Origin of the sequence: Mesorhizobium sp. M0227, from assembly GCF_040321855.1 — a bacterium.
Classification (GTDB): Bacteria; Pseudomonadota; Alphaproteobacteria; order Rhizobiales; family Rhizobiaceae; genus Mesorhizobium.
Genome location: NZ_JAMYSJ010000025.1, coordinates 63,937 through 83,687 on the forward strand (window position 1 = coordinate 63,937; position 19,751 = coordinate 83,687).

General features: G+C 61.1%; 19 protein-coding genes and 1 pseudogene. 13 read left to right on the top strand and 7 right to left on the bottom strand.

What is annotated here, in order from left to right; translation table 11 throughout:
- Positions 1-700 precede the first annotated feature (700 nt).
- Positions 701-1,516: a hypothetical protein gene (locus NKJ00_RS25740; RefSeq protein WP_352631730.1), complete on the top strand. Its 816-nt coding sequence runs from the start codon at positions 701-703 to the stop codon at positions 1,514-1,516.
- A 536-nt stretch (positions 1,517-2,052) separates the two neighbouring features.
- Positions 2,053-2,832, top strand: a complete 780-nt coding sequence (locus NKJ00_RS25745) for a Crp/Fnr family transcriptional regulator (protein WP_352631732.1) — start codon at positions 2,053-2,055, stop codon at positions 2,830-2,832.
- Positions 2,833-3,322: 490 nt separating this feature from the next.
- On the opposite strand, the pseudogene NKJ00_RS25750 reads toward NKJ00_RS25745, so the two are convergent.
- From NKJ00_RS25750 to panB, 7 genes and pseudogenes are all read right to left on the bottom strand, one after another.
- Positions 3,323-4,296, bottom strand: a pseudogene (locus tag NKJ00_RS25750) (hypothetical protein).
- 165 nt (positions 4,297-4,461) lie between these two features.
- Complete coding sequence (locus tag NKJ00_RS25755) at positions 4,462-4,872, bottom strand: DUF2285 domain-containing protein (RefSeq protein WP_352631734.1); 411 nt, start codon at positions 4,870-4,872, stop codon at positions 4,462-4,464.
- A 58-nt stretch (positions 4,873-4,930) separates the two neighbouring features.
- Complete coding sequence (locus tag NKJ00_RS25760; RefSeq protein WP_352487474.1) at positions 4,931-5,305, bottom strand: transcriptional regulator domain-containing protein; 375 nt, start codon at positions 5,303-5,305, stop codon at positions 4,931-4,933.
- Between the two features lie 22 nt (positions 5,306-5,327).
- Positions 5,328-5,960, bottom strand: coding sequence for an acyl-homoserine-lactone synthase (locus tag NKJ00_RS25765; RefSeq protein WP_023766595.1), 633 nt, complete (start codon positions 5,958-5,960; stop codon positions 5,328-5,330).
- Positions 5,961-6,053: 93 nt separating this feature from the next.
- Positions 6,054-6,779, bottom strand: coding sequence for a LuxR family transcriptional regulator (locus tag NKJ00_RS25770; RefSeq protein ID WP_352631736.1), 726 nt, complete (start codon positions 6,777-6,779; stop codon positions 6,054-6,056).
- Between the two features lie 92 nt (positions 6,780-6,871).
- The gene (gene panC, locus NKJ00_RS25775) at positions 6,872-7,735 is read right to left on the bottom strand and encodes a pantoate--beta-alanine ligase (protein WP_023795254.1); all 864 of its coding nucleotides are present in this window, start codon (positions 7,733-7,735) and stop codon (positions 6,872-6,874) included.
- Entirely contained in the window at positions 7,732-8,592 is an 861-nt protein-coding gene (gene panB, locus NKJ00_RS25780; RefSeq protein WP_352631738.1) for a 3-methyl-2-oxobutanoate hydroxymethyltransferase, read from the bottom strand. Before panB ends, panC begins: the two co-directional genes overlap by 4 nt.
- A gap of 169 nt (positions 8,593-8,761) precedes the next feature.
- Between panB and NKJ00_RS25785 the strand changes: the two genes are divergently transcribed.
- The 11 genes from NKJ00_RS25785 to groEL all read left to right on the top strand — a co-directional run.
- A complete protein-coding gene (locus tag NKJ00_RS25785; protein ID WP_023735838.1) occupies positions 8,762-9,730 on the top strand; it encodes an NUDIX hydrolase in 969 nt (322 codons plus the stop codon).
- A 67-nt stretch (positions 9,731-9,797) separates the two neighbouring features.
- Positions 9,798-10,772, top strand: a complete 975-nt coding sequence (gene nadA, locus NKJ00_RS25790) for a quinolinate synthase NadA (RefSeq protein WP_352631740.1) — start codon at positions 9,798-9,800, stop codon at positions 10,770-10,772.
- A complete protein-coding gene (locus NKJ00_RS25795) occupies positions 10,769-12,310 on the top strand; it encodes an L-aspartate oxidase (protein WP_352631742.1) in 1,542 nt (513 codons plus the stop codon). The genes nadA and NKJ00_RS25795 overlap by 4 nt, the downstream gene beginning before the upstream one ends.
- Positions 12,310-13,164: a carboxylating nicotinate-nucleotide diphosphorylase gene (nadC, locus tag NKJ00_RS25800; protein ID WP_352631744.1), complete on the top strand. Its 855-nt coding sequence runs from the start codon at positions 12,310-12,312 to the stop codon at positions 13,162-13,164. The genes NKJ00_RS25795 and nadC overlap by 1 nt, the downstream gene beginning before the upstream one ends.
- Positions 13,165-13,258: 94 nt before the next feature.
- Positions 13,259-14,257 (top strand): biotin synthase BioB, encoded by a 999-nt coding sequence (bioB, locus tag NKJ00_RS25805; RefSeq protein ID WP_352631760.1) that lies wholly within the window; start codon positions 13,259-13,261, stop codon positions 14,255-14,257.
- On the top strand, positions 14,254-15,402 hold the full coding sequence (locus NKJ00_RS25810) for an 8-amino-7-oxononanoate synthase (protein ID WP_352631746.1): 1,149 nt from the start codon (positions 14,254-14,256) through the stop codon (positions 15,400-15,402). Before bioB ends, NKJ00_RS25810 begins: the two co-directional genes overlap by 4 nt.
- Entirely contained in the window at positions 15,399-16,034 is a 636-nt protein-coding gene (gene bioD / locus NKJ00_RS25815) for a dethiobiotin synthase (protein ID WP_023735844.1), read from the top strand. The genes NKJ00_RS25810 and bioD overlap by 4 nt, the downstream gene beginning before the upstream one ends.
- Positions 16,034-17,299 carry an adenosylmethionine--8-amino-7-oxononanoate transaminase gene (locus tag NKJ00_RS25820; RefSeq protein WP_352631748.1) on the top strand — a complete coding sequence of 422 codons (1,266 nt, stop codon included), beginning with the start codon at positions 16,034-16,036 and terminating at the stop codon, positions 17,297-17,299. Before bioD ends, NKJ00_RS25820 begins: the two co-directional genes overlap by 1 nt.
- Positions 17,296-18,279 (top strand): 3-oxopimeloyl-[acyl-carrier-protein] synthase BioZ, encoded by a 984-nt coding sequence (gene bioZ / locus NKJ00_RS25825; RefSeq protein WP_352631750.1) that lies wholly within the window; start codon positions 17,296-17,298, stop codon positions 18,277-18,279. The genes NKJ00_RS25820 and bioZ overlap by 4 nt, the downstream gene beginning before the upstream one ends.
- A gap of 430 nt (positions 18,280-18,709) precedes the next feature.
- On the top strand, positions 18,710-19,006 hold the full coding sequence (gene groES, locus NKJ00_RS25830; RefSeq protein WP_019863563.1) for a co-chaperone GroES: 297 nt from the start codon (positions 18,710-18,712) through the stop codon (positions 19,004-19,006).
- 63 nt (positions 19,007-19,069) lie between these two features.
- Positions 19,070-19,751, top strand: a 682-nt coding sequence (gene groEL, locus NKJ00_RS25835) for a chaperonin GroEL (RefSeq protein WP_352631752.1), incomplete at its 3' end; no start/stop codon positions are given.

The following is a 19,751-nucleotide window of genomic DNA, read 5'->3' on the forward strand; positions in this document are numbered from 1 at the left end:
TAGGGAGTACGGTGTGGATTGCCAGCTGCCTATTGCCCAAGCTGGCTTGTTGCGTCCGACAAGCGCGCCATGCGGCCCTAACCGCAAACGATAGAAAAATGTTTCCTGGTGGGCGGCGCTATTACGATGCAATCCAGCAAACCAGTTTCGATCAGCTCGCACGGCGGTGAATCATGTGCCAGGGCCTTTGCTAAATGCGCCATTGACACTCAGGCGCACCCGTATCGCTCACCAGGCCTCGGAATGCGGAGAACGTCGGCCTAGAACGCGGCGACGGCGACAGGCGTCTCAGCTTGCATATACTCGTTCCTGCCGCACCGCCTGTAACTCATTTTGCTTCCGACCACGTCGGCCTCGATGTCCCCGAAGGTTCCCCAGGTCATTCGGCAGATACCATCGTCTGACGTCATAGCGCCGGACCAGCACCAGCTGCCCAATTTCATGGGCATTGCTGAGCTTCCAGTCGCCCGCAGTTTCGCCTTCCACCAGTGTCAGGCATCACCCAATTGGGACTCATCCCTCTCACAGTCAATTCGCGGTTGACTTATTTGTCTCCGGCGAAGTGCGACAGCTGCTCGTATCCAGCAGCGTGAGCGATAGTTGATCAAATGCTGCCAATGAGTTTTGATACTGCAATCTTTAGACAGCCGCCTACCATGAATGTGCCATCGCGTTTCGGCGATCGAAGGAGCGAAGCCGGGTGTCCAGTCGTCACTACATATTCCCGGAGAACAGCGAACCTCTGCGGCTATCGCGGCGGCTTGTAGAGGGAATGATCTTCGGAAAGGACGCTCTCCCGCAATACGCCGGCACACGCCAGCGGGTCGTCTCGGTGATAGTTGAGAACGAAGGCACCGCGCCGAATCGGATTCTAGATGCCCAAGGAGCCTATTGGGTTTTCGATGCTGCGGGCGATATCCGAAAGGGCCTCACACGGTCGACTAGCGACATTATGAGCGCCACCTTCAATGATTCCGACAACAAGGGAACGGTGGTGGCACTTCAGCCAAAGCTCTCCAAGAAGAGGGCTGAGGAGGAGCACCGCTGGGTAGTGGGCAAGACCGAACTCGACAGGATTGCCGCAGACATCTGGCCGAAGGTGAAGTCGGACAAGATGAGATCCGCGCAGGGGGTTTCGGTGAAGCGACCGCCGCTTACCTATGATGCTCGGCACGCACTCGACGAGGCTACCGCAAATCTGTGGAAGATTTCGCACGCAGTAGCTGAACTTAAGGAGCCTAGCCTGAAGGGCTTTGCCCATGAGGCTCGTTCGAGAGGTGCCGACCGCCCGGAGCACGAACTTCTCTACCAAGCCATCGCCCAGTTGGCAGATCAGCGACTCGAAATTCTGCGACGTCGCAGGACCGGGAAAGGCGTCTGGTATGCCATAGTGGGCGTAATAAAATGGAACGGCGACCACGTAGGCCAGAGCGTAGCCAGGTTCCACGAGAAGTGCGAAGGAAAGCGTTCAGCGGTCGTCGCGGCGAGAAAAGCTTCTCGCCGAACATGCCGGTGAATTCGCGGAAAATATGACTGTGGAGGCCGAAGTGCTGACTGACCTTGAATGGCAGGGCAGGCTCCCTGAAGTGGAAGATTGAGGGTCGCGCCATGGCGGGCTACTTGATTTCGGTGTCGCAGATGCGTGGCCAAAGACCGACACATGCTGCCAGGCATATGCATCTGCGGCGGGTTTGACTTTTGATATTGGGATAGGCAGGAAGGCCGCTTGCTGTACAGACGGGCTTATCGGCGAGGTCGAGAATCCTAGTACCGGTCAATGGTAGTGCATCCAAAGCAGTCTGATTTCGACAGCCGTCGTCGAGCCGGAGTGCGCACCGCCCTGTGCGGTGAGGCCTCCGTAAGGTCTGGGTATCTGAATGCCGTGTTAGCGCGGGCGCGCCAAACCTTGGCTCGCGCCGGTCAAGGCAGTTAATCAAAAAAATGGGACATCCGGGGTTCGCAGGCATACAGTGTGCCATCGACGGCAACTCTAAGGGCGTCCGTCGGCTGTGAGCGATCAACATGCTTCCGCCCCAATAGGGAGAGGGAGCTATGACAGACTCCAGTTCACAAACTCACACTGCCGCGCAACGCGACACCCGCCAAAATTCCATCTATCGCAATTCGCTGCTGCTTCGAATGTGCTCGGCAGATTTGGCATTGCTGCAACCTCACTTGGAAAGCGTCTCCCTTGGACTGAAGACGCATCTCGAAGTGGCGGGGTCACCAATCAGAACCGTGTACTTCTTCGAGAGCGGTCTCGGGTCAGTGGTGGGCGAACTGCGGCCTGGTATTGAAGCTGAGATCGGAATCATTGGTTGTGAGGGCATGACCGGCTCAGCGCTTATCATGGGCGATGACCGATCAACGCACGATTGTTACGTGCAATTAGAAGCCCGCGCCTTTGTTATCGACGCGGGCCTCTTCACCAAGGCGCTTTTGACAAGCCCAACCCTGCGAACTTTTCTGCTCCGCTACGTTCACTACTTTCACCTCCAGGCAAGCTTCACCGCGCTCAGCAATGCCCGGATGAACATCGTCGATAGGCTCTCAAGATGGCTGGTGATGTGTGATGATCGCGTGGACGGAAACCGCTTGGCGATTACGCACGAGTTCTTATCAGTCATGCTCGGTGTCAGGCGGCCCGGCGTCACCATAGCGCTGCAAATATTAGAGGGGCAAGGTCTGATACGATCGATGCGAGGAGAGGTCGTTATCCTTGATCGCACGCGTCTGATTGCGCTGGCTGACGGGTCGTATGGCAGGGCTGAAGCCGAATACGCTCGGCTAATCAGCCAACTGCCTTGGCCGCAGGCGCCTGATCTCCAATGATGTGCTCGAACAGGGAGATGGCCGATCTCCTGCATTGAGGCCATGTCCGGGTAAGCCGCCTAAACAGAGCCTTCACCGCCGACGTTGCCGAGCATCAGATCCAAGACGAAGCTGTCATGCCGGCACCGTTGCATGCGCCGCCCGAGGAAAACCGCCCCTCGCATCCATTCAGGATTCCGAAGCACGATACGGCTGTGCACCACCTTCCGGCCACTGCAAAGGGGACCCGAGATGACTCGGTCCGTAGAGGAGGTTTTCGAAGAGCATCTGAGGCGATATCGAGGAGGATCTTGGGGCGCACTGCCATCTAACCTCGATTAAGCAGGCATTCATGCGCTGGTTGGAGCAAAGGCGAGACTCATTGCACCAGCCCAGTTCAAGGCATATGCGGACAACCGCTTTGGGCGCCGAACAGATCGATTGGCGGCATACCCTTATCTTGCCTCACAAGACTTGTGGTCCGGGAAGGCTGTTTCGGGACTTTTCGAAATCAGCGGATCACAGGCTCGCCATGGAAGCGGCGGCGTGATGGAGGAGAAACCCCGAAGCCAACTTCCATCATCAGCCGTGGCCTGTGCGCCGGCACGGTGCCATATGGAACCCGAACGGATCCTCGACGAAACCGAAACCGGCCTCGCCGGTCAGCGCGACCGGGCTCTGCTTGCCGTACACGTCCAGAATCTCTTGCGCGGGATGGCTGACGACAAGCGTAAGTTGGTGCTTGAGGGCGCGGCGATCATGGCTGCCGCGGACATAGACATGCGGGCCGGTCCCCTCGTCGACGGGCACCAGATAAAAAAAGAACTTCAGCATCCGCCAGTCGTCCATATCGAAGTGGTATTTGCCGAGCGAAGCCAGGTTCTTGTCGGCGTCCGACGCCTGGCCGGTCGGGAAGCTCCACCAGACGCGCGTTGTGATCAGCGTCGCCTGGCCGCCGAGATAGTGCGCGGCAATATCCATGAGCAGCGGATCGTTTTGGATGGCAACGGCCGAGTTACAGCCCAGAATGCGCTCGAAATAATGACCGCTGAGCAACGGACGGCCAAACCGCGCCTCAGCCTCCGCATGCTCCGCCGGCATGAATTCGAGTCGGCGATCGAAATTGCCGAAACAAGGTGTGCACCTGGCGAATGCGGCTATATCTTCAGCCACCATTCTTGGCAGGACGAGGCCGGGGAAAAGCCCATCCATCCGCAGCGCGTCGACAACGTCCTGGCAATTGATACCGGCAAACATCGTGTCCTGGGCTCTTTGCGACCTTCGGACCGGCTTTGCACCACGCCAGTGCATTCTCCGTGCCGGCATGGTGCGCGCCAACATGAACATGGGCAGCCACGCCGGGTTCTCGCGAATATCCGACAGGTAGGTCGGAATGCGTACGGCTATGCGACGCAGCATGCTGCCGTTTCGCGCGATAGTCTCAAGGCTTGCCGCGCCGGCTTTGTCGGGGTTCATAACGGTCATCGGGAGCCTCAAGGCATGAATGCACTCATCGACGAAGGTTGGGTCCCAGTGCTTCGCCGCGATTCGCCGCGGAAGAACTAGGCGCTTGCCACGTTTTGTGCAACGCACAATTGCACTCAGAAATGGAGGTTGCGCGTTCGAATAAGACAATCGCAACCACCCCAATTAGCTCAGGAACTGTCTGTAGCCGCCGCCCATCAGGTAGCGGCCACGTTGGATGGCGCGACGTACCTGATCGCGAAGATGGCCACCTGGATGACGCCAATCTTCTTCGACGCGGCGTGTCCCGAACAAGGCAATGGCGACATCCTGATGAGATGCTCCGGCAAGCGAGCCATCCAAAGCCTGGAGTACGATACGCAGACGCGCTCCGCGGTGTTCCGGCGGAAAGCAAGCAGCTGACAGGCGGGCGCAACCATTGACGTGGTTCAAGAACTGAAGGGCAGCGACATGGAACTTGAGGTGCTGCGGCTGAACGATCGCGTCAACATATAGCCGCAACGGGCGGAGGACGGACGGACCGGAAACGGCGATCTGCAGACTCCGGCAGTTCTCCCTCAGCAGCACGTGCTGCACGCCCGCAGCTGTCAGCAGGATGTCCTTGCAGCATGAGAGCGAAGAAAGGTGAAGCGGTTCAAAATCGTGGTCGAGCCCAAGCGGCTCCGCGGCCGCTCGTAGAATACAGGCGCAATCGCGCGGATCCCAAAAGACCCTTGCCGATGTAGCGTCCGAAAGTGGCGCGTCGGCGAAAAAGAAGGCTCCATTGTCTTAGGAGAGCTGATCCTGTCGTCAACTCGATTATCTGCATGTCGCCTTGGGGTCCGACAATGCAGGCGGACGGTGCCATTTTGGCGTGGTCGCGCTGGAATTGTGGATTGCGCCGAAGAAACTCCCAGGCCCAGCCAGTGCGTGGCAATCGTCTAGCATAGTGGTAAGCGTCGTGGCGACGCCAGTCCGGCCAGCATACAAGGCCGACCGTCGCTTCCTTGGACAGACCAGCATCCTTCATGGCTCAGGTGTCCACTATGGCGCTATGCCGACGGGCCTAGAACCGGTTGCCACAGTACCGGTCCAATCAGACGTCCCCTGCTGCGGATGCGCAAAAGGCTCGCGTGGGAAATCTCGAGAAACCCAGCCACCGCCTCCGTTTTGCCGACGCATTTGGGTTCTCCGATGCGCGACAATGGCCACGTAGCCAGGCGGAGGATCCGCTCCATGCGCGTATCCGTCACCGTTACTATCCGGGTCAGATCCTTGGCCAAGCCGAACTCGATCATGCCCGCGAAGAGCTCGTAGGTCGCCTGGGCCAGCCCGCCCGCAGCCTTGGGCGCCGACGGAGGAAGATCGAGCGCGAAACGACTGCTCTCCCATATGTCGGTGGTCGAGGGCACGACGTCAGCACCCAGCAGCACCGGGAACGTGTCGCGCAACATTGTGGGTCCGGTGCTGGGCAGAAGACGCACGCAACCGCGAATTCGCCAGTCGGATCCTTTGAGGAGCAGATAGACGGGCTTCAGAGCATCAAACGAATCGGATTCCATCTGGTCTTCGGTATCAACTTCCCAATCGAGCCTTTCCTTGAACACCCGAAACCTGAGCCCGTGCATCTCTTTGAGTTCGCCTGCAAACTCGTTGTAAAAGTCTGGTGTTATCAGTTGCATCATGGTCGCCTCCATGTGGGATGTGTTCCCGCCATCGAAAGGCAAAGCTGACAGCGATGCAGCCTGTAGAGGTTTACAGGTATCGTGGCTGAAGAATCAGGATCTCGTCTGGCCGGAGGCAGCCATGCGTGCAACGGCCTGGTTGATCGTTCGAACGCCAAACTTTGCCTTGGCGTTTTCCAAGTGAAAAGTCACGGTGCGCTTTGAGACGCCGAGAAGCTGGCCGATATCCCAAGCCGACTTGCCGCGCGCTGCCCATTTCAGGCACTCGAACTCCCGCGGGGTGAGCGTTACACCATCCACCACGCGATCATCGGCGAGCCTGCGCCGGACATGGATATGAAAGTTGATGGCCACCAGCTGCAATGCTTTTTCGTAACGTGCCAGTGACCGCAACAGAAGCGGACGGGACTCGTCGGAAGCAAAGGTCAGGGCAGCAAACCGGCCGAGATGATCATGCATGGACATCGTCAGGCCGCCGCAGATGCCAAACTCAGCCGCACTCTCCAGAATTTGTTGCTGCGAATTCGGCAGACAGTGTCGAGCGCGGTCCACACCCCAATCGAATGTATCCCAGCCTTGCAGCCCGCGCAGGATGACCGGATCAAACCTGTGGTACCGCTGTTGCAGATAACGTGATGTCCAGGATGAAGGATAGTTTGAAATCAATTGGGGGGCGTCGCCGGAGGCCGACGGGTAAGTGAAATAGGCGAATAGCGGGAAGTCGAAGCCGGCTGCAGCGGAGGCCATTGCCTCACAGAGATCGGCAGCATCAACACTTGCAGACAGTTGCTCGACGAAGTTCTCAAACACGCGATGCATTTGCCCTGTGCGTAACCTCCGTTCGCTCAATGCCAGGCAGAGACCTTGTTTTAAACGATCCCGGACGGATACAGCGCGTGCCGAGAACGTGGCTAATCTGTTGAACCAATCCGAAATAGTCTGACGTTGTCTATGAGACGTGTGCCGCCGAGCCAGGCCGCCGCAAGCAACCGTGCCGGTCGATCAAGGCTTGTCATCGGGTGCAGATCTGCCTCTTCGCGAAGTTCCAGGTATTCGACCTCGCGATAGCCTGCAGCCAGAATTGCTGCGCGAGACTCTGCAAGCGTTGGCAGGACGGGTGAGCCGCGCCCAAGCCGCTCAGCCGTCTTGAGCAGGACCGATGATAGCTTGGGAGCAACAGCGCGTTGCGCTGGCGAGAGCCGCACATTGCGCGATGATAGCGCAAGACCGTCGGCTTCACGGACTGTCGGACAGGCAACAATGGTGATTGGAATATCCAGATCCCGGGCCATGCGCCTGACCAGGTGAATTTGCTGAAAGTCCTTTTCGCCAAAGAAGCCGAAGTCAGCGCTGGTCTGCAGGAAGAGCTTGGCGACGACGGTCGCCACGCCATCGAAATGTCCCGGCCGGAAGGCACCGCACAGGCCCTCGCTGACACCGGACACCGAAACGGTGGTGGCGAAGCCCGCCGGATACATCTCCTCTGCATCTGGCGCATAAAGCAGGTGCGCGCCAACCGGTGCCAGCTTGGCGGCATCCTCGTCCTCGGTGCGCGGATACGCGGCAAGATCGGCCTGGCTATTGAATTGCTTCGGGTTGACGAAGAGCGTCACGATCACACGGTCTGCCTTCTCGAGTGCAGCGCGCACCAGGCTGAGATGGCCCTCATGCAGGACGCCCATCGTTGGCACCACGGCAATCCTCACGCCCTCGCGGCGCCATGCGGCGACGATTTCGCGAAGCTGGTCAACGCTCCTGACGATCGGCACGCTCACGCTGCTTCTCCGCTCTTGGTGGCGTCCGTGTCGGCGGGCGTGGGCGCATCGGCAAACACGTGCTCGGCGGCCGGAAACTGGCGCTCCTTCACCTCGTGCGCATAGGAAGCGATCGCAGCCGCAGCCGCCTCCCCCAGTTCAGCATAGCGCTTGACGAATTTGGGTCGGAAGTCGCCGAAGAGGCCCAGCATGTCGTTGACGACGAGAAGCTGGCCGTCACAGGCTGCCGAGGCACCGATGCCAATGGTCGGGGCCGCCACCTCCCCGGTGATCCGGCGGGCGAGCGCTTCAGGAACCTTTTCCAGGACGACCGCAAAGGCGCCCGCTTCGCTCACCGCAATTGCGTCGCGCCTGATGCGCTCGGCATCCCCGCCCCTGCCCTGCACGCGGTAGCCACCGATGGCGTTGATGGCCTGCGGCGTCAAGCCGACATGAGCCATGACGGGCACGCCGCGTGCGGCGAGGAAGCCGATCGTCTCTGCCATCGTTTCGCCGCCTTCGAGCTTGACGGCAGTGCAGCCGGTCTCCGACATGACGCGCGCAGCATTTCGGAAAGCCTGCTCTGGGCTTTCCTCGTAGGAACCGAACGGCAGGTCGACCACCATCAGCGCCTGCTTGATGCCACGGCGCACCGCCTGGCCGTGCGTGATCATCATCTCCAGCGTGACACCGAGCGTCGAGGGCAGGCCGTGGAGAACCATGCCGACGCTGTCGCCGACGAGCACCACATCACAATGGGGATCGACAAGCCGGGCGACTGGGGTGGTGTAGGCGGTAAGGCAGACGAGCGGCGTCCCACCTTTGCGCGAACGAATATCCGGCGGTGTGATCGCCTTGGTATCACCAAACGCGCTCAATGGATCCTCCTTCCCCTACGTTACCGCGGGTGTCGCCTTTCGCACATTTTTGTGCAGGTGCGAAGAGCTAAAAAATGGCCGTGCAGCTGTGGGGTGTTGACGTGCCGACAGGCGCGCTTACACTAAATCGATTAAGGTGCCCCCCAAGCTGGCAGACCAATTCGCGAACATGGACGATCAGGCAATACGACTCAGGAAAGACAGAGCCGCCGTGAATGCCGACGACGTCAAAGTGGACCTGATCGCCTTTGTGGTCGCCGTAAACGACAGTGAACCCTGTGTGCTCACCATCGGCCAGGCGGACACCTTGCCCTCCGGTCCCTTTGCGCTTGAGCACCGATCGCTGCAATCCGGCTTGAGGGGGTGGGTCGAGCAGCAGACCGGCCATCGGCTGGGGTACATTGAGCAACTCTACACGTTCGCTGATCGGGATCGCATCGGCGCCGAGCGCCAGCAGCGCGTCATCTCCATCAGCTATCTTGCATTGACCCGCAAGGAACAGGCAGCGGGCCCGCCCAAGTGCGGATGGCAGAGTTGGTATGAATATTTTCCATGGGAGGACCATCGCTCCGGCACGCCTCCGGTCGTGCTGGATGTTCTGCGACCACGCCTGATTGAATGGGCAAACGGCGTCCGCGATGCGGCCACGCGACGTGAACGCTGGCAGCGGGCGACGATAGCCTTTGGCTTCGACGACCGCCTTTGGAACGAGGAACTCACGCTGCAACGCTATGAGTTAGTTTACGAAGCAGGCTTGGTCCAAGAGGCCGTAAGAGGGCGGGACGGGGCGCCCCCTCCGCTGGTGCCCAGCAAGTCCATGGTCGCCGATCATCGCCGCATCGTGGCGACCGGCATTGCGCGGCTGCGCTCCAAGATCAAATACCGGCCGGTCGTCTTTGAGCTGATGCCGACGGTCTTCACGCTTTTGCAGCTGCAGCGAACCGTGGAGGCGCTCGCCGGCAGGCTCATCCACAAGCCGAACTTTCGCCGACTGATCGAACAGCAGGAACTGGTCGAGGAGACCGGAGAGGCCACCACTGAGACCGGCGGCCGGCCAGCGAAGCTTTTCCGTTTCCGCCACGCCGTTCTCGACGATAGGCTCATCGCCGGGACAAAATTGCCGCTGGCGCGGGGTTGACATCCCTTATACTCACAGCAAGTATATGCTGGTTATTTTCAATTAGAGTATAAGCGGGAGGGGGTTGATGAGCGCCATGCTGCCTGCGGCCGCGTTGCTCTACGAGCGCGTCCGGCGAGTGATCCCGCCGATCGAATGGCCGGCTTTCGTCGACGATATCGAGGCGATCCTTGCACTGAAGCGCGAGCGCAACGCCATCATCCTGGCGCACAACTATCAGACGCCCGAGATTTTCCATTGCGTGGCCGACATCGTCGGCGACAGCTTGGCATTAGCCCGCACGGCTGCGACGATCGAGGCGCAAGTCATCGTGCTGGCCGGCGTCCATTTCATGGCCGAAACGGCCAAGCTCCTTAATCCGGACAAGACCGTGCTCATTCCGGATCTCAGCGCCGGTTGCTCGTTGGCGGAATCAATCACGGCAGAAGACGTGCGCTTGATGCGCCAGCGTTATCCCGGCGTTCCGATCATTACTTATGTAAACACGTCGGCCGAAGTGAAAGCCGAGTCGGATATCTGCTGTACATCCGGCAACGCCAAGGCGGTCGTCGAATCCCTTGGGGTTCTCCGGGTGATCATGCTGCCGGACGAATATCTGGCCCAGAATATCGCCGCCCAGACCGATGTACAGATCATCGCCTGGAAAGGGCATTGCGAGGTGCATGAGCGCTTTACACCGGCCGACATCCGCGAGTTGCGCGAAAGCCATCCCGGCGTGGTCGTGCTCGCCCATCCCGAATGCCCGCCCGACGTCGTGGCTGAAGCAGATTTTTCCGGCTCGACGGCTGCCATGTCCGACTATGTCGAAAGGCAAAGGCCGCCACGTGTCGTGCTGATGACGGAATGCTCGATGAGCGACAACGTCGCGTTAGCGCACCCAGAGGTCGAGTTCATCCGGCCCTGCAATTTGTGCCCGCACATGAAGCGGATCACGCTTGCCAACATCCGCACGGCGCTCGAGCAGAACCAACATGTCCTAACCATCGAACCCGGGATCGCCGGGCGCGCGCGGCTTGCGGTCGAACGGATGCTGGCAGTTTGAGCGCCGACCTCCGCAGCTTCTTCGGGCGTCCCATCATCATCGGCGGCGGCATCGCCGGACTGATGACCGCGCTTCAACTGTCGCCGGAGCCGGTGCTTCTTCTGTCAAGGTCGCTGCTGGGAGCTGACAATTCGAGCACCTGGGCACAGGGGGGTCTGGCTGCAAGTTTCGGCGAAGACGACGATCCGGCAATGCACCTGGCCGATACGCTTGCTGCCGGGGATGGTCTCTGCGACAGAGACGTGGCGAGCCGCATCCTCCAAGCCGCGCCCAAGGCGATAGAGGGGCTTGCGGCCTTTGGGGTTCCCTTTGACCGCACGCCGAAAGGATCACTGTGCCTCGGATTGGAGGCCGCACACAGCCGACGTCGCATCGTTCATGCGCATGGGGACGGCACCGGGCGTGAGATCATGCGTGCCCTGATCGCGGCTGTGCGTTCCACTCCGTCGATAGTTGTCGTGGAGGGCGTGGAAGCGCGCCGGCTGGCCGTGCGAGAGAATGCGATCCGGGGCGTCTGGGCGAGCTGTTCGATCGGACCTTTCTTCTTCGGCTCACGGCGGGTCGTCCTCGCCACCGGTGGCATCGGGGGACTGTTTCTCGACACCACGAACCCTTGGGGAAGTTGCGGACAAGGCCTTGCACTTGCGGCCCGCGCTGGAGCTGTCCTAGCCGACCTCGAATTCATCCAGTTCCACCCGACCGCGCTTGACGGCCCGGAACGCCCTATGGCGCTGGTCAGCGAGGCTGTCCGAGGCGAAGGTGCTGCCCTGATCGATGAAACCGGCCAGGCTTTTCTCCAGAGCGTGCCAGGGGCGGAACTTGCGCCTCGCGATGTCTTGGCCCGGGCCGTGTGGAACCATCTTGCGGACGGCCACCGTGTTTTTCTCGACGCCCGACAACGGCCTGGCCCGGCATTCGCTCGACATTTCCCGACAATCGCATCAGCCTGTCGTGGAGCGGGCATCAATCCCGCCCGCGATCTCATCCCCATTCGGCCGGCCCAACACTACCACATGGGTGGCGTTGCCGTGGACAGCTCCGGCAGAACCTCCGTCAAGGGGCTGTGGGCCTGCGGAGAAGTCGCTTCGACAGGACTGCATGGCGCCAACAGGCTCGCCAGCAATTCCTTGACAGAAGCCATCGTGTGCGCCCGCTGGGTCGCTGAAAGTGTCGCCGGGGCGCCTGCGCGCAGAACAAGGCCTGCGTTTGCCAACGTTTACCCACCGCCCGCTCCGATACCCGTGCGTGTTTTCCTGTCGCGCGCACTCGGCATCGTCCGGGATGGTGAAGGTTTGAAAGCAGCCACACGTGCCTTATTGCCGCTCGCCGAAAGCAAGGATGCGGTCTCGGATCCGGCGGCTGTCGGGCTAATGATCGCGGTTGCCGCCTTGTTGCGCGAAGAAAGCCGCGGCGCTCATTACCGGACAGATTTTCCTCATCATGCGACTGCCGCCCGACGGTCCGAAATCACCCTCGAAGCCGCCTTGGCTACAGCGCGGGGACTCGGACACTCGCCAAGTCTCGAAGGGCCGAAGTGATGACACTTTCACCGCTACCCACGGTCGTGCTTGAGCCGCTTGCACGGGCAGCTCTTCTTGAAGATCTTGGCAGAGCCGGCGACTTGACCACGCAGGCCATCGTCCCGAAGGAATACCAAGCGGGAACCGTGTTGGTGGCGCGACAGTCCGGAGTTGTCGCCGGCCTCGATCTGGCGATGCTCGCTTTCGGCTTGATTGATCCTGCTGTCGAAATCTCGGTGGAGCGCGCAGACGGCTGCAATGTCGTGGATGGAGAGATCATTGCATCAGTGGTTGGCCCGGCCCGGGCCATTCTCACAGCCGAAAGGACGGCACTCAATTTTTTGTGCCATCTGAGCGGCATCGCCACGGCAACGGCATCGATCGTCGCTGCGGTTCGTGGGTATGGCGCGAAGATCGTCTGCACCCGCAAGACGACGCCCGGATTGCGGGCAGTCGAAAAGTATGCCGTGCGCGCAGGTGGCGGGTCCAATCACCGCTTCGGTCTGGACGATGCAATCTTGATCAAGGACAACCACATCGCCATCGCAGGCGGCGTCCGCCCAGCGCTCGAGCGAGCACGAAGAGCGGCCGGTCATCTCGTCAAGATCGAAGTCGAAGTCGATACTCTGGCCCAGTTGGAGGAGGTACTTGGCTTCGATCCCGATGCGGTTCTGCTCGACAACATGTCCCTCCCCGATCTTCGCCGCGCCGTCGCAATGATCGGTGGCCGCGCTATCACCGAGGCTTCTGGCGGGATCACGTCCCATACAGCGCGGGCGGTTGCCGCGACCGGCGTTGATCTGATTTCGGTCGGCCGACTCATCCACAGCGCGCCGATCCTGGATATCGGCCTCGACCATCGGGGCTCATGATTGTCTGAGTCAGGATTGGGTCAACTGTCCTCTCCGATCGTCAACAGTCAGATAGCAAAGACCCCGCAAGACAGACCGGAGGAACAGCATGGACATGCAAACGGCAAGTTCAACGCAGACATCGCCACAGGCTCAATCCCCTGACCCCGGAGCGTGGACCCTGGAGAAGGCTCAGGCACTTTACCATGCCCCCTTCAACAATCTCCTCTTCCTGGCGCAAACGGTGCACCGCCAGAATTTCGATCCAAACAAGGTCCAGCTCAGCCGGCTGCTCAGCATCAAGACGGGAGGATGCCCGGAGGATTGTGGCTATTGCAGCCAGTCGGCGCGTCACGAAACCGGCCTGAAGGCATCGAAGCTGATGGAGGTCCGGCGCGTCATCGCCGAGGCGACCAAGGCGCGTGATGCCGGCGCCACGCGTTATTGCATGGGCGCGGCCTGGCGAAACCCCAAGGCGCGCGACATGGATGCGATGGTGGCGATGGTCGAGGGCGTCAAGGCGCTGGGCATGGAGACCTGCATGACGCTCGGCATGCTCGATCTTGAGCAAGCCGCTCGACTGAAGCAAGCGGGCCTCGACTACTACAACCACAACATCGATACGTCGGAACGCTACTACAGCGAGATCATCAGCACGCGCGGCTATGCCGAGCGGCTCGACACGCTTGAGCAGGTTCGTCGATCCGGCATCAAGGTCTGCTGCGGCGGTATTGTCGGCATGGGCGAAGATCCGGTGGACCGGATCGACATGCTGGTGACGCTGGCGAACCTACCCGAGCCGCCGGAAAGCGTCCCGATCAACATGCTGATCCCGATCGCCGGCACCCCGCTTGCCGAAGCCAAGCCCATCGAGCCGATCGAATTCGTGCGCGTGATCGCCCTGGCGCGCATCATGATGCCGAAATCGCATATCCGTCTCTCCGCCGGCCGTATGGCCATGACCGATGAGATGCAGGCGCTGTGCTTTTTTGCCGGCGCCAACTCGATTTTCGTCGGCGACACGCTGCTGACGGCGGACAATCCCGGTGAGGACAAGGATACCCTGCTGTTCCGGCGCCTTGGCATCGAGCCGATGGAACTCGAAGCGCAATGAACGGGGCGCCGCTTGCCAGTTATGATGCGACCTTGAAGAGGCTGGCGCGCAAGGACCGGCTGCGGACGCTTTCGCCCCGCGCCGGGCTGGACTTCTCGTCGAACGACTATCTCGGGCTGGCCTCGTCCAGGAGACTTGGCGATGCTGTTGTGGCGGCGATTGCGCGGGGCACGCCGGTTGGCGCCACCGGGTCGCGGCTGTTGCGCGGCAATGCACCGGAACACGAGCAGCTCGAGGCAGACGCGGCGGCATTCTTTGGAGCCGACCGCGCGCTGTTCTTCAGCAGCGGCTACATCGCCAACTTCGCTCTGCTGAGTGCCCTGCCGCAGAAAGGCGATCTTTTGGTTCTCGATGAGCTCGCCCATGCCAGCATGCATGAGGGTGCGCAGGCCGGGCGCGCACAGTTCGTGCTGGCCGCGCACAACGATGCAACCGCTGTTGAGGATGCGATCACACGTTGGCGCGCCGCAGGCGGCATGGGATGCGTCTGGATCGCGGTGGAAAGCCTTTACAGCATGGATGGCGACTGCGCGCCTTTGGAGAGCCTGGTCGCGCTTGCCGATCGGCACGGCGCATTCATCGTCATTGACGAGGCGCATTCGACCGGCGTCTGGGGACCGGACGGCCGGGGGCTTGCCGCCGCTTTCGAGGGCCGCGACAACATCGTCGCGCTCCACACCTGCGGCAAGGCGCTCGGCGCATCTGGTGGGCTCGTGACCGGGCCGAGGACACTGTGCGAGTATCTGATCAACCGTTGCCGGCCATTCATCTACGCCACCGCGCCATCGCCGCTGATGGCAGTGGCAGTGCGCGAAGCACTCGCAATGCTCGCCGACGAGCCTATGCGGCGTGTTCAGCTGCATGAACGCGTTGCCCTCGCCGGCCGCCAGCTGGCCGAGCGCTGCGGCGTGATACCCAGCGGCTCGCAGATCCAGCCCCTCGTAATCGGCGATGTCAGGCGCACCATGGCAGTGGCGGCGCGCCTGCAGGCCCGCGGCTTCGACATACGCGGTATTCGTCCTCCGACCGTGCGCACGTCGCGGCTGCGCATCTCACTGACGCTCAATATCGGCGAAGCCGACATTTCCGCCATGGTCGAGGCGCTGGTCGAGGTGTTGGCCCAAAGATTGCCGGAGGCGATATGACCCAACGCATCGTCATCACCGGAACCGACACGGGAGTTGGCAAGACCGTGTTTGCGGCTGGGCTCGCCGGTTTGCTCGACGGCTTTTACTGGAAACCGGTGCAATCGGGCCTCGACGGCGAGACCGACAGCGAGGTGGTCGCGCGGCTTGCCGGCTTGCCCTCAGAGCGCGTGCTGCCGGAAGCCTACCGCTTGCGGAGCCCGCTGTCGCCGCATCGTTCGGCCGAGATCGACGGCGTGGCGATCAAGGCTGCCGATCTTGCTTTTCCCGTGCTACCGACGCCGCTCGTCATCGAAGGCTCCGGCGGCCTGATGGTGCCGCTTAACCGGCGCACAAGGCTCATCGACATCTTCGCTGAATGGCGGCTGCCCGTCATTCTGTGCGCCCGCACCACGCTCGGCACCATCAACCACACCTTGCTCTCGATCGAGGCGCTCCGCGCCCGATCCATCCCGTTGGCCGGCATCGCTTTCATCGGCGATGAGATGGCCGATACGCAACGGACCATCGTGGAATTCAGCGGTGCGCCGCAGCTCGGCAGGCTGCCGCACCTCGATCTGCTGACGGGCAAGACACTGAGGGACGCAATGATTGCCGGCTTCGCCTTCGCCTCGATTACTGGAGGTGACTGATGTCGCAGTCTCATGTGTGGCATCCCTTCACCCAGCACGCGCTCGAGCCTGCGATCCCAGAAATCGTCCGGACTGAAGGCGCCTATCTCCGCAGGGCCGACGGCGCCCGCATCCTGGACGCCATCTCCTCCTGGTGGGTCGTCACACATGGCCACCGCCATCCCCGCATCATGAAGGCAATCGAGACAACCGCGTCGAGCCTCGACCAGATTATCTTTGCGGGCTTCACGCACGAGCCGGCAGAGCGCTTGGCCAAGGCGCTTGTCGGCCTCGCTCCCGCTGGACTCGACTGGGTGTTCTATTCCGACAGTGGCTCGACCTCGGTCGAAGTAGCGCTGAAGATGGCACTCGGTTATTTCCGCAACATCGGCGCCCCACGCTCGCGCATCGTCGTCATGCATCACAGCTATCATGGCGACACGATCGGCACGATGAGCGTCGGTGCGCGTGGCGTGTTCAACGCCGCCTACGAACCCTTGCTGTTCGAGGTCGCCACCATCCCCTTTCCGGCAGCGGGGCGCGAGCAGGAGACGCTGGATCGTTTAGAGGCTGTGACCCGCGATCGACGAGCCGCAGCCTTAATCGTCGAGCCGCTGGTGCTGGGCGCCGGCGGCATGCTGATGTATCCGGCTTCAATTCTGGCCGAATTGAAGAAGATCACTGAGGCCTCCGGCACGCTGCTGATCGCCGACGAAGTGATGACCGGCTGGGGGCGGACCGGAACCATGTTCGCCTGCGAGCAGGCATCGATCTCTCCAGATATCCTGTGCACCTCGAAAGGCCTGACCGGCGGCGCCATCCCGCTGGCCGTAACGCTTGCCACCGATGCCATCTTCCAGGCTCATTATTCCGAGGACCGGAAGAAGACGTTTTTCCATTCGAGCTCCTACACTGCCAACCCGATTGCCTGCGCGGCAGCACTTGCCAATGTCGAGATCTGGCGGGACGAGCCGGTGGCCGAGCGCATTGCGGCCTTGAGCGCAATGCAGGCCACCGGGCTTCGACGCTTTCGCGACAACAGCTTCTTCACCGACTGCCGGGCGACCGGCACGATCGCGGCGCTCGACCTGCGAACCGGTTCCGCAGGTTATCTCGCCGAGATCGGACCGAAACTGCGCGCTTTCTTCCTCGAGCGAGGGCTACTTGTGCGCCCGCTCGGCAATGTCCTCTACCTTCTGCCACCCTATTGCATCACCGGCGACGAGCTCGAGCGACTCTATGACGCCATTGAGGAGGCGGGCGAACGCTTCGGGTCCAGGCCATGAGCAAGTCGTCGCGCATTCTCGGGTTTGGGCATCATGCGCCTGGGCGAAAGGTGGCGAATGCCGAAATCGAGAGCAATCTCGGTCTTGATCCAGGCTGGATCGAAAGGCGTACCGGGATACGGTCGCGCTTCTGGGCAACCGACGAAGACACGCTGTCTGGTCTTGCTGCGCAGGCCGGCGACATGGCGCTGGCGAACGCCGGTATTGCGCGCCACGACATCGGTCTGCTGTTGCTTGCCACCTCGACGCCCGACCATCTTCTGCCGCCCAGCGCGCCGCTGGTCGCACACAAGCTTGGCCTTGGCCGCGCAGGCGCGGTGGATCTGACCGGCGCCTGCGCCGGCTTCATCTATGCGCTGATGTTTGCGGACGGATTTACCCGCCTGCACGGCAAAGCGAGCCTTGTTATCGCCGCCAACATCCTCAGCCGCCGCATCAATCCAGCCGAGCGCGCAAGCTCGGTCCTGTTTGCCGATGCCGCCGGCGCCCTGGTGATCGGTCAGTGCGATGATGCTGATCGGGGCATTCTCGGTGCCTCGGTGGCTTCGGACGGCTCGCGCTACGGGCTGATCCAGATTCCCGCAGGAGGAAGCAACAAGCCGTTCCACGGTGACCTCGATCTCGCGCAAACCCGGATGAGGATGGCGGACGGCCGCGAAGTGTTCGCAAAGGCCGTCGAGATGATGACCGATTGCTCGATAAACGCGCTAGCCGCTGCCGGAGTGCGGCCACACGATCTCGGCCGGTTCGTGCCGCATCAGGCCAATACTCGGATTTTCGACGCGGTCGGGAGGAACCTCGGCATCGCGGACCAAGCAATTGTCAAGACGATTGCCGAATACGGCAACTCTTCGGCCGCGACGATCCCGCTGTCGCTCTCGCTCGCCAACCAGACGGAGCCATTCCAGCCTGGAGAGAAAATCCTTCTGTCGGCGGCGGGTGCGGGTCTCAGCGGCGGCGCTCTCGTGGTTGGAATCTAGCCGGCCGGCTCACGCGCGCAGGACTGGTCATGAATGGGAATAGGGCAACAGAACCAATGCCAAAATGGCCTTCTGAAGCTCGACATGACCGAGCTGACGCAGCACGACCCCGTGCGAGCCTCTGGATGCGATCAAATGCATCACCTGTTGCATCATTCGTGCCATCTGAATAAAGCTCAAATACAAAGGGTGAGCCGCCCCATATATGTCTGATACCCGACATTGTTCACATAAAAGGCTCGATGCTTACACGCTCTTTGCTCTCTTCTCTTTGCTGTCTGCTCTTTTCTCTTTGCTCTTTGCTCTTTCGTCTTGACTAGCAGGAGCATGCGGCTTATCTCATTGCCGCGTTAGCACTCGCTTCCGCTGAGTGCTAAGCACGCTCCGGCAACGGAGAACCGTTCAACATCCGCACCAAGGACATCCAAAAATGGCAAAGTCGAATTTCCGGCCGCTGCATGACCGCGTGGTCGTTCGCCGGGTCGAATCCGAATCCAAGACCGCCGGCGGGATCATCATCCCGGATACGGCGAAGGAAAAGCCGCAGGAAGGCGAGATCATCGCCGTCGGCTCCGGCGCTCGTGACGAAGCTGGCAAGCTGGTCCCGCTGGACGTCAAGGCCGGCGACCGCATCCTGTTCGGCAAGTGGTCGGGTACCGAAGTCAAGCTCAATGGCGAAGACCTTCTGATCATGAAGGAATCCGACATTATGGGCATCATCGGCTGATATCAGGCCTTTCCTTCGCACCATCAAATCTGAATTTCGGGCGAGATGCCCAGGAGTAAAAAAATGGCTGCCAAAGACGTAAAATTCTCCCGCGATGCCCGTGAGCGCATGCTTCACGGCATCAACATCCTCGCCGACGCGGTGAAGGTCACGCTCGGCCCCAAGGGCCGCAACGTCGTCATCGACAAGTCGTTCGGCGCACCGCGCATCACCAAGGACGGGGTCACCGTCGCCAAGGAAATCGAACTTTCCGACAAGTTCGAAAACATGGGCGCGCAGATGATCCGCGAAGTTGCTTCGAAGACCAACGACATCGCCGGCGACGGCACCACGACCGCGACCGTTCTGGCGCAGTCGATCGTCCAGGAAGGCAACAAGGCCGTTGCCGCCGGCATGAACCCGATGGACCTGAAGCGCGGCATCGATCTGGCCGTGACCGAAGTCGTCGCGGCGCTCGGCAAGGCTGCCAAGAAGATCAAGACCTCCGAGGAAGTTGCCCAGGTCGGCACGATCGCCGGCAATGGCGACGAGTCGGTCGGCAAGATGATCGCCGAAGCGATGCAGAAGGTCGGCAACGAAGGCGTCATCACGGTTGAGGAAGCCAAGACCGCCGAGACTGAACTCGAGGTCGTCGAAGGCATGCAGTTCGACCGCGGCTATCTCTCGCCCTACTTCGTCACCAACGCCGACAAGATGGTTGCCGAGCTCGAGGACGTCTACATCCTCCTGCACGAGAAGAAGCTGT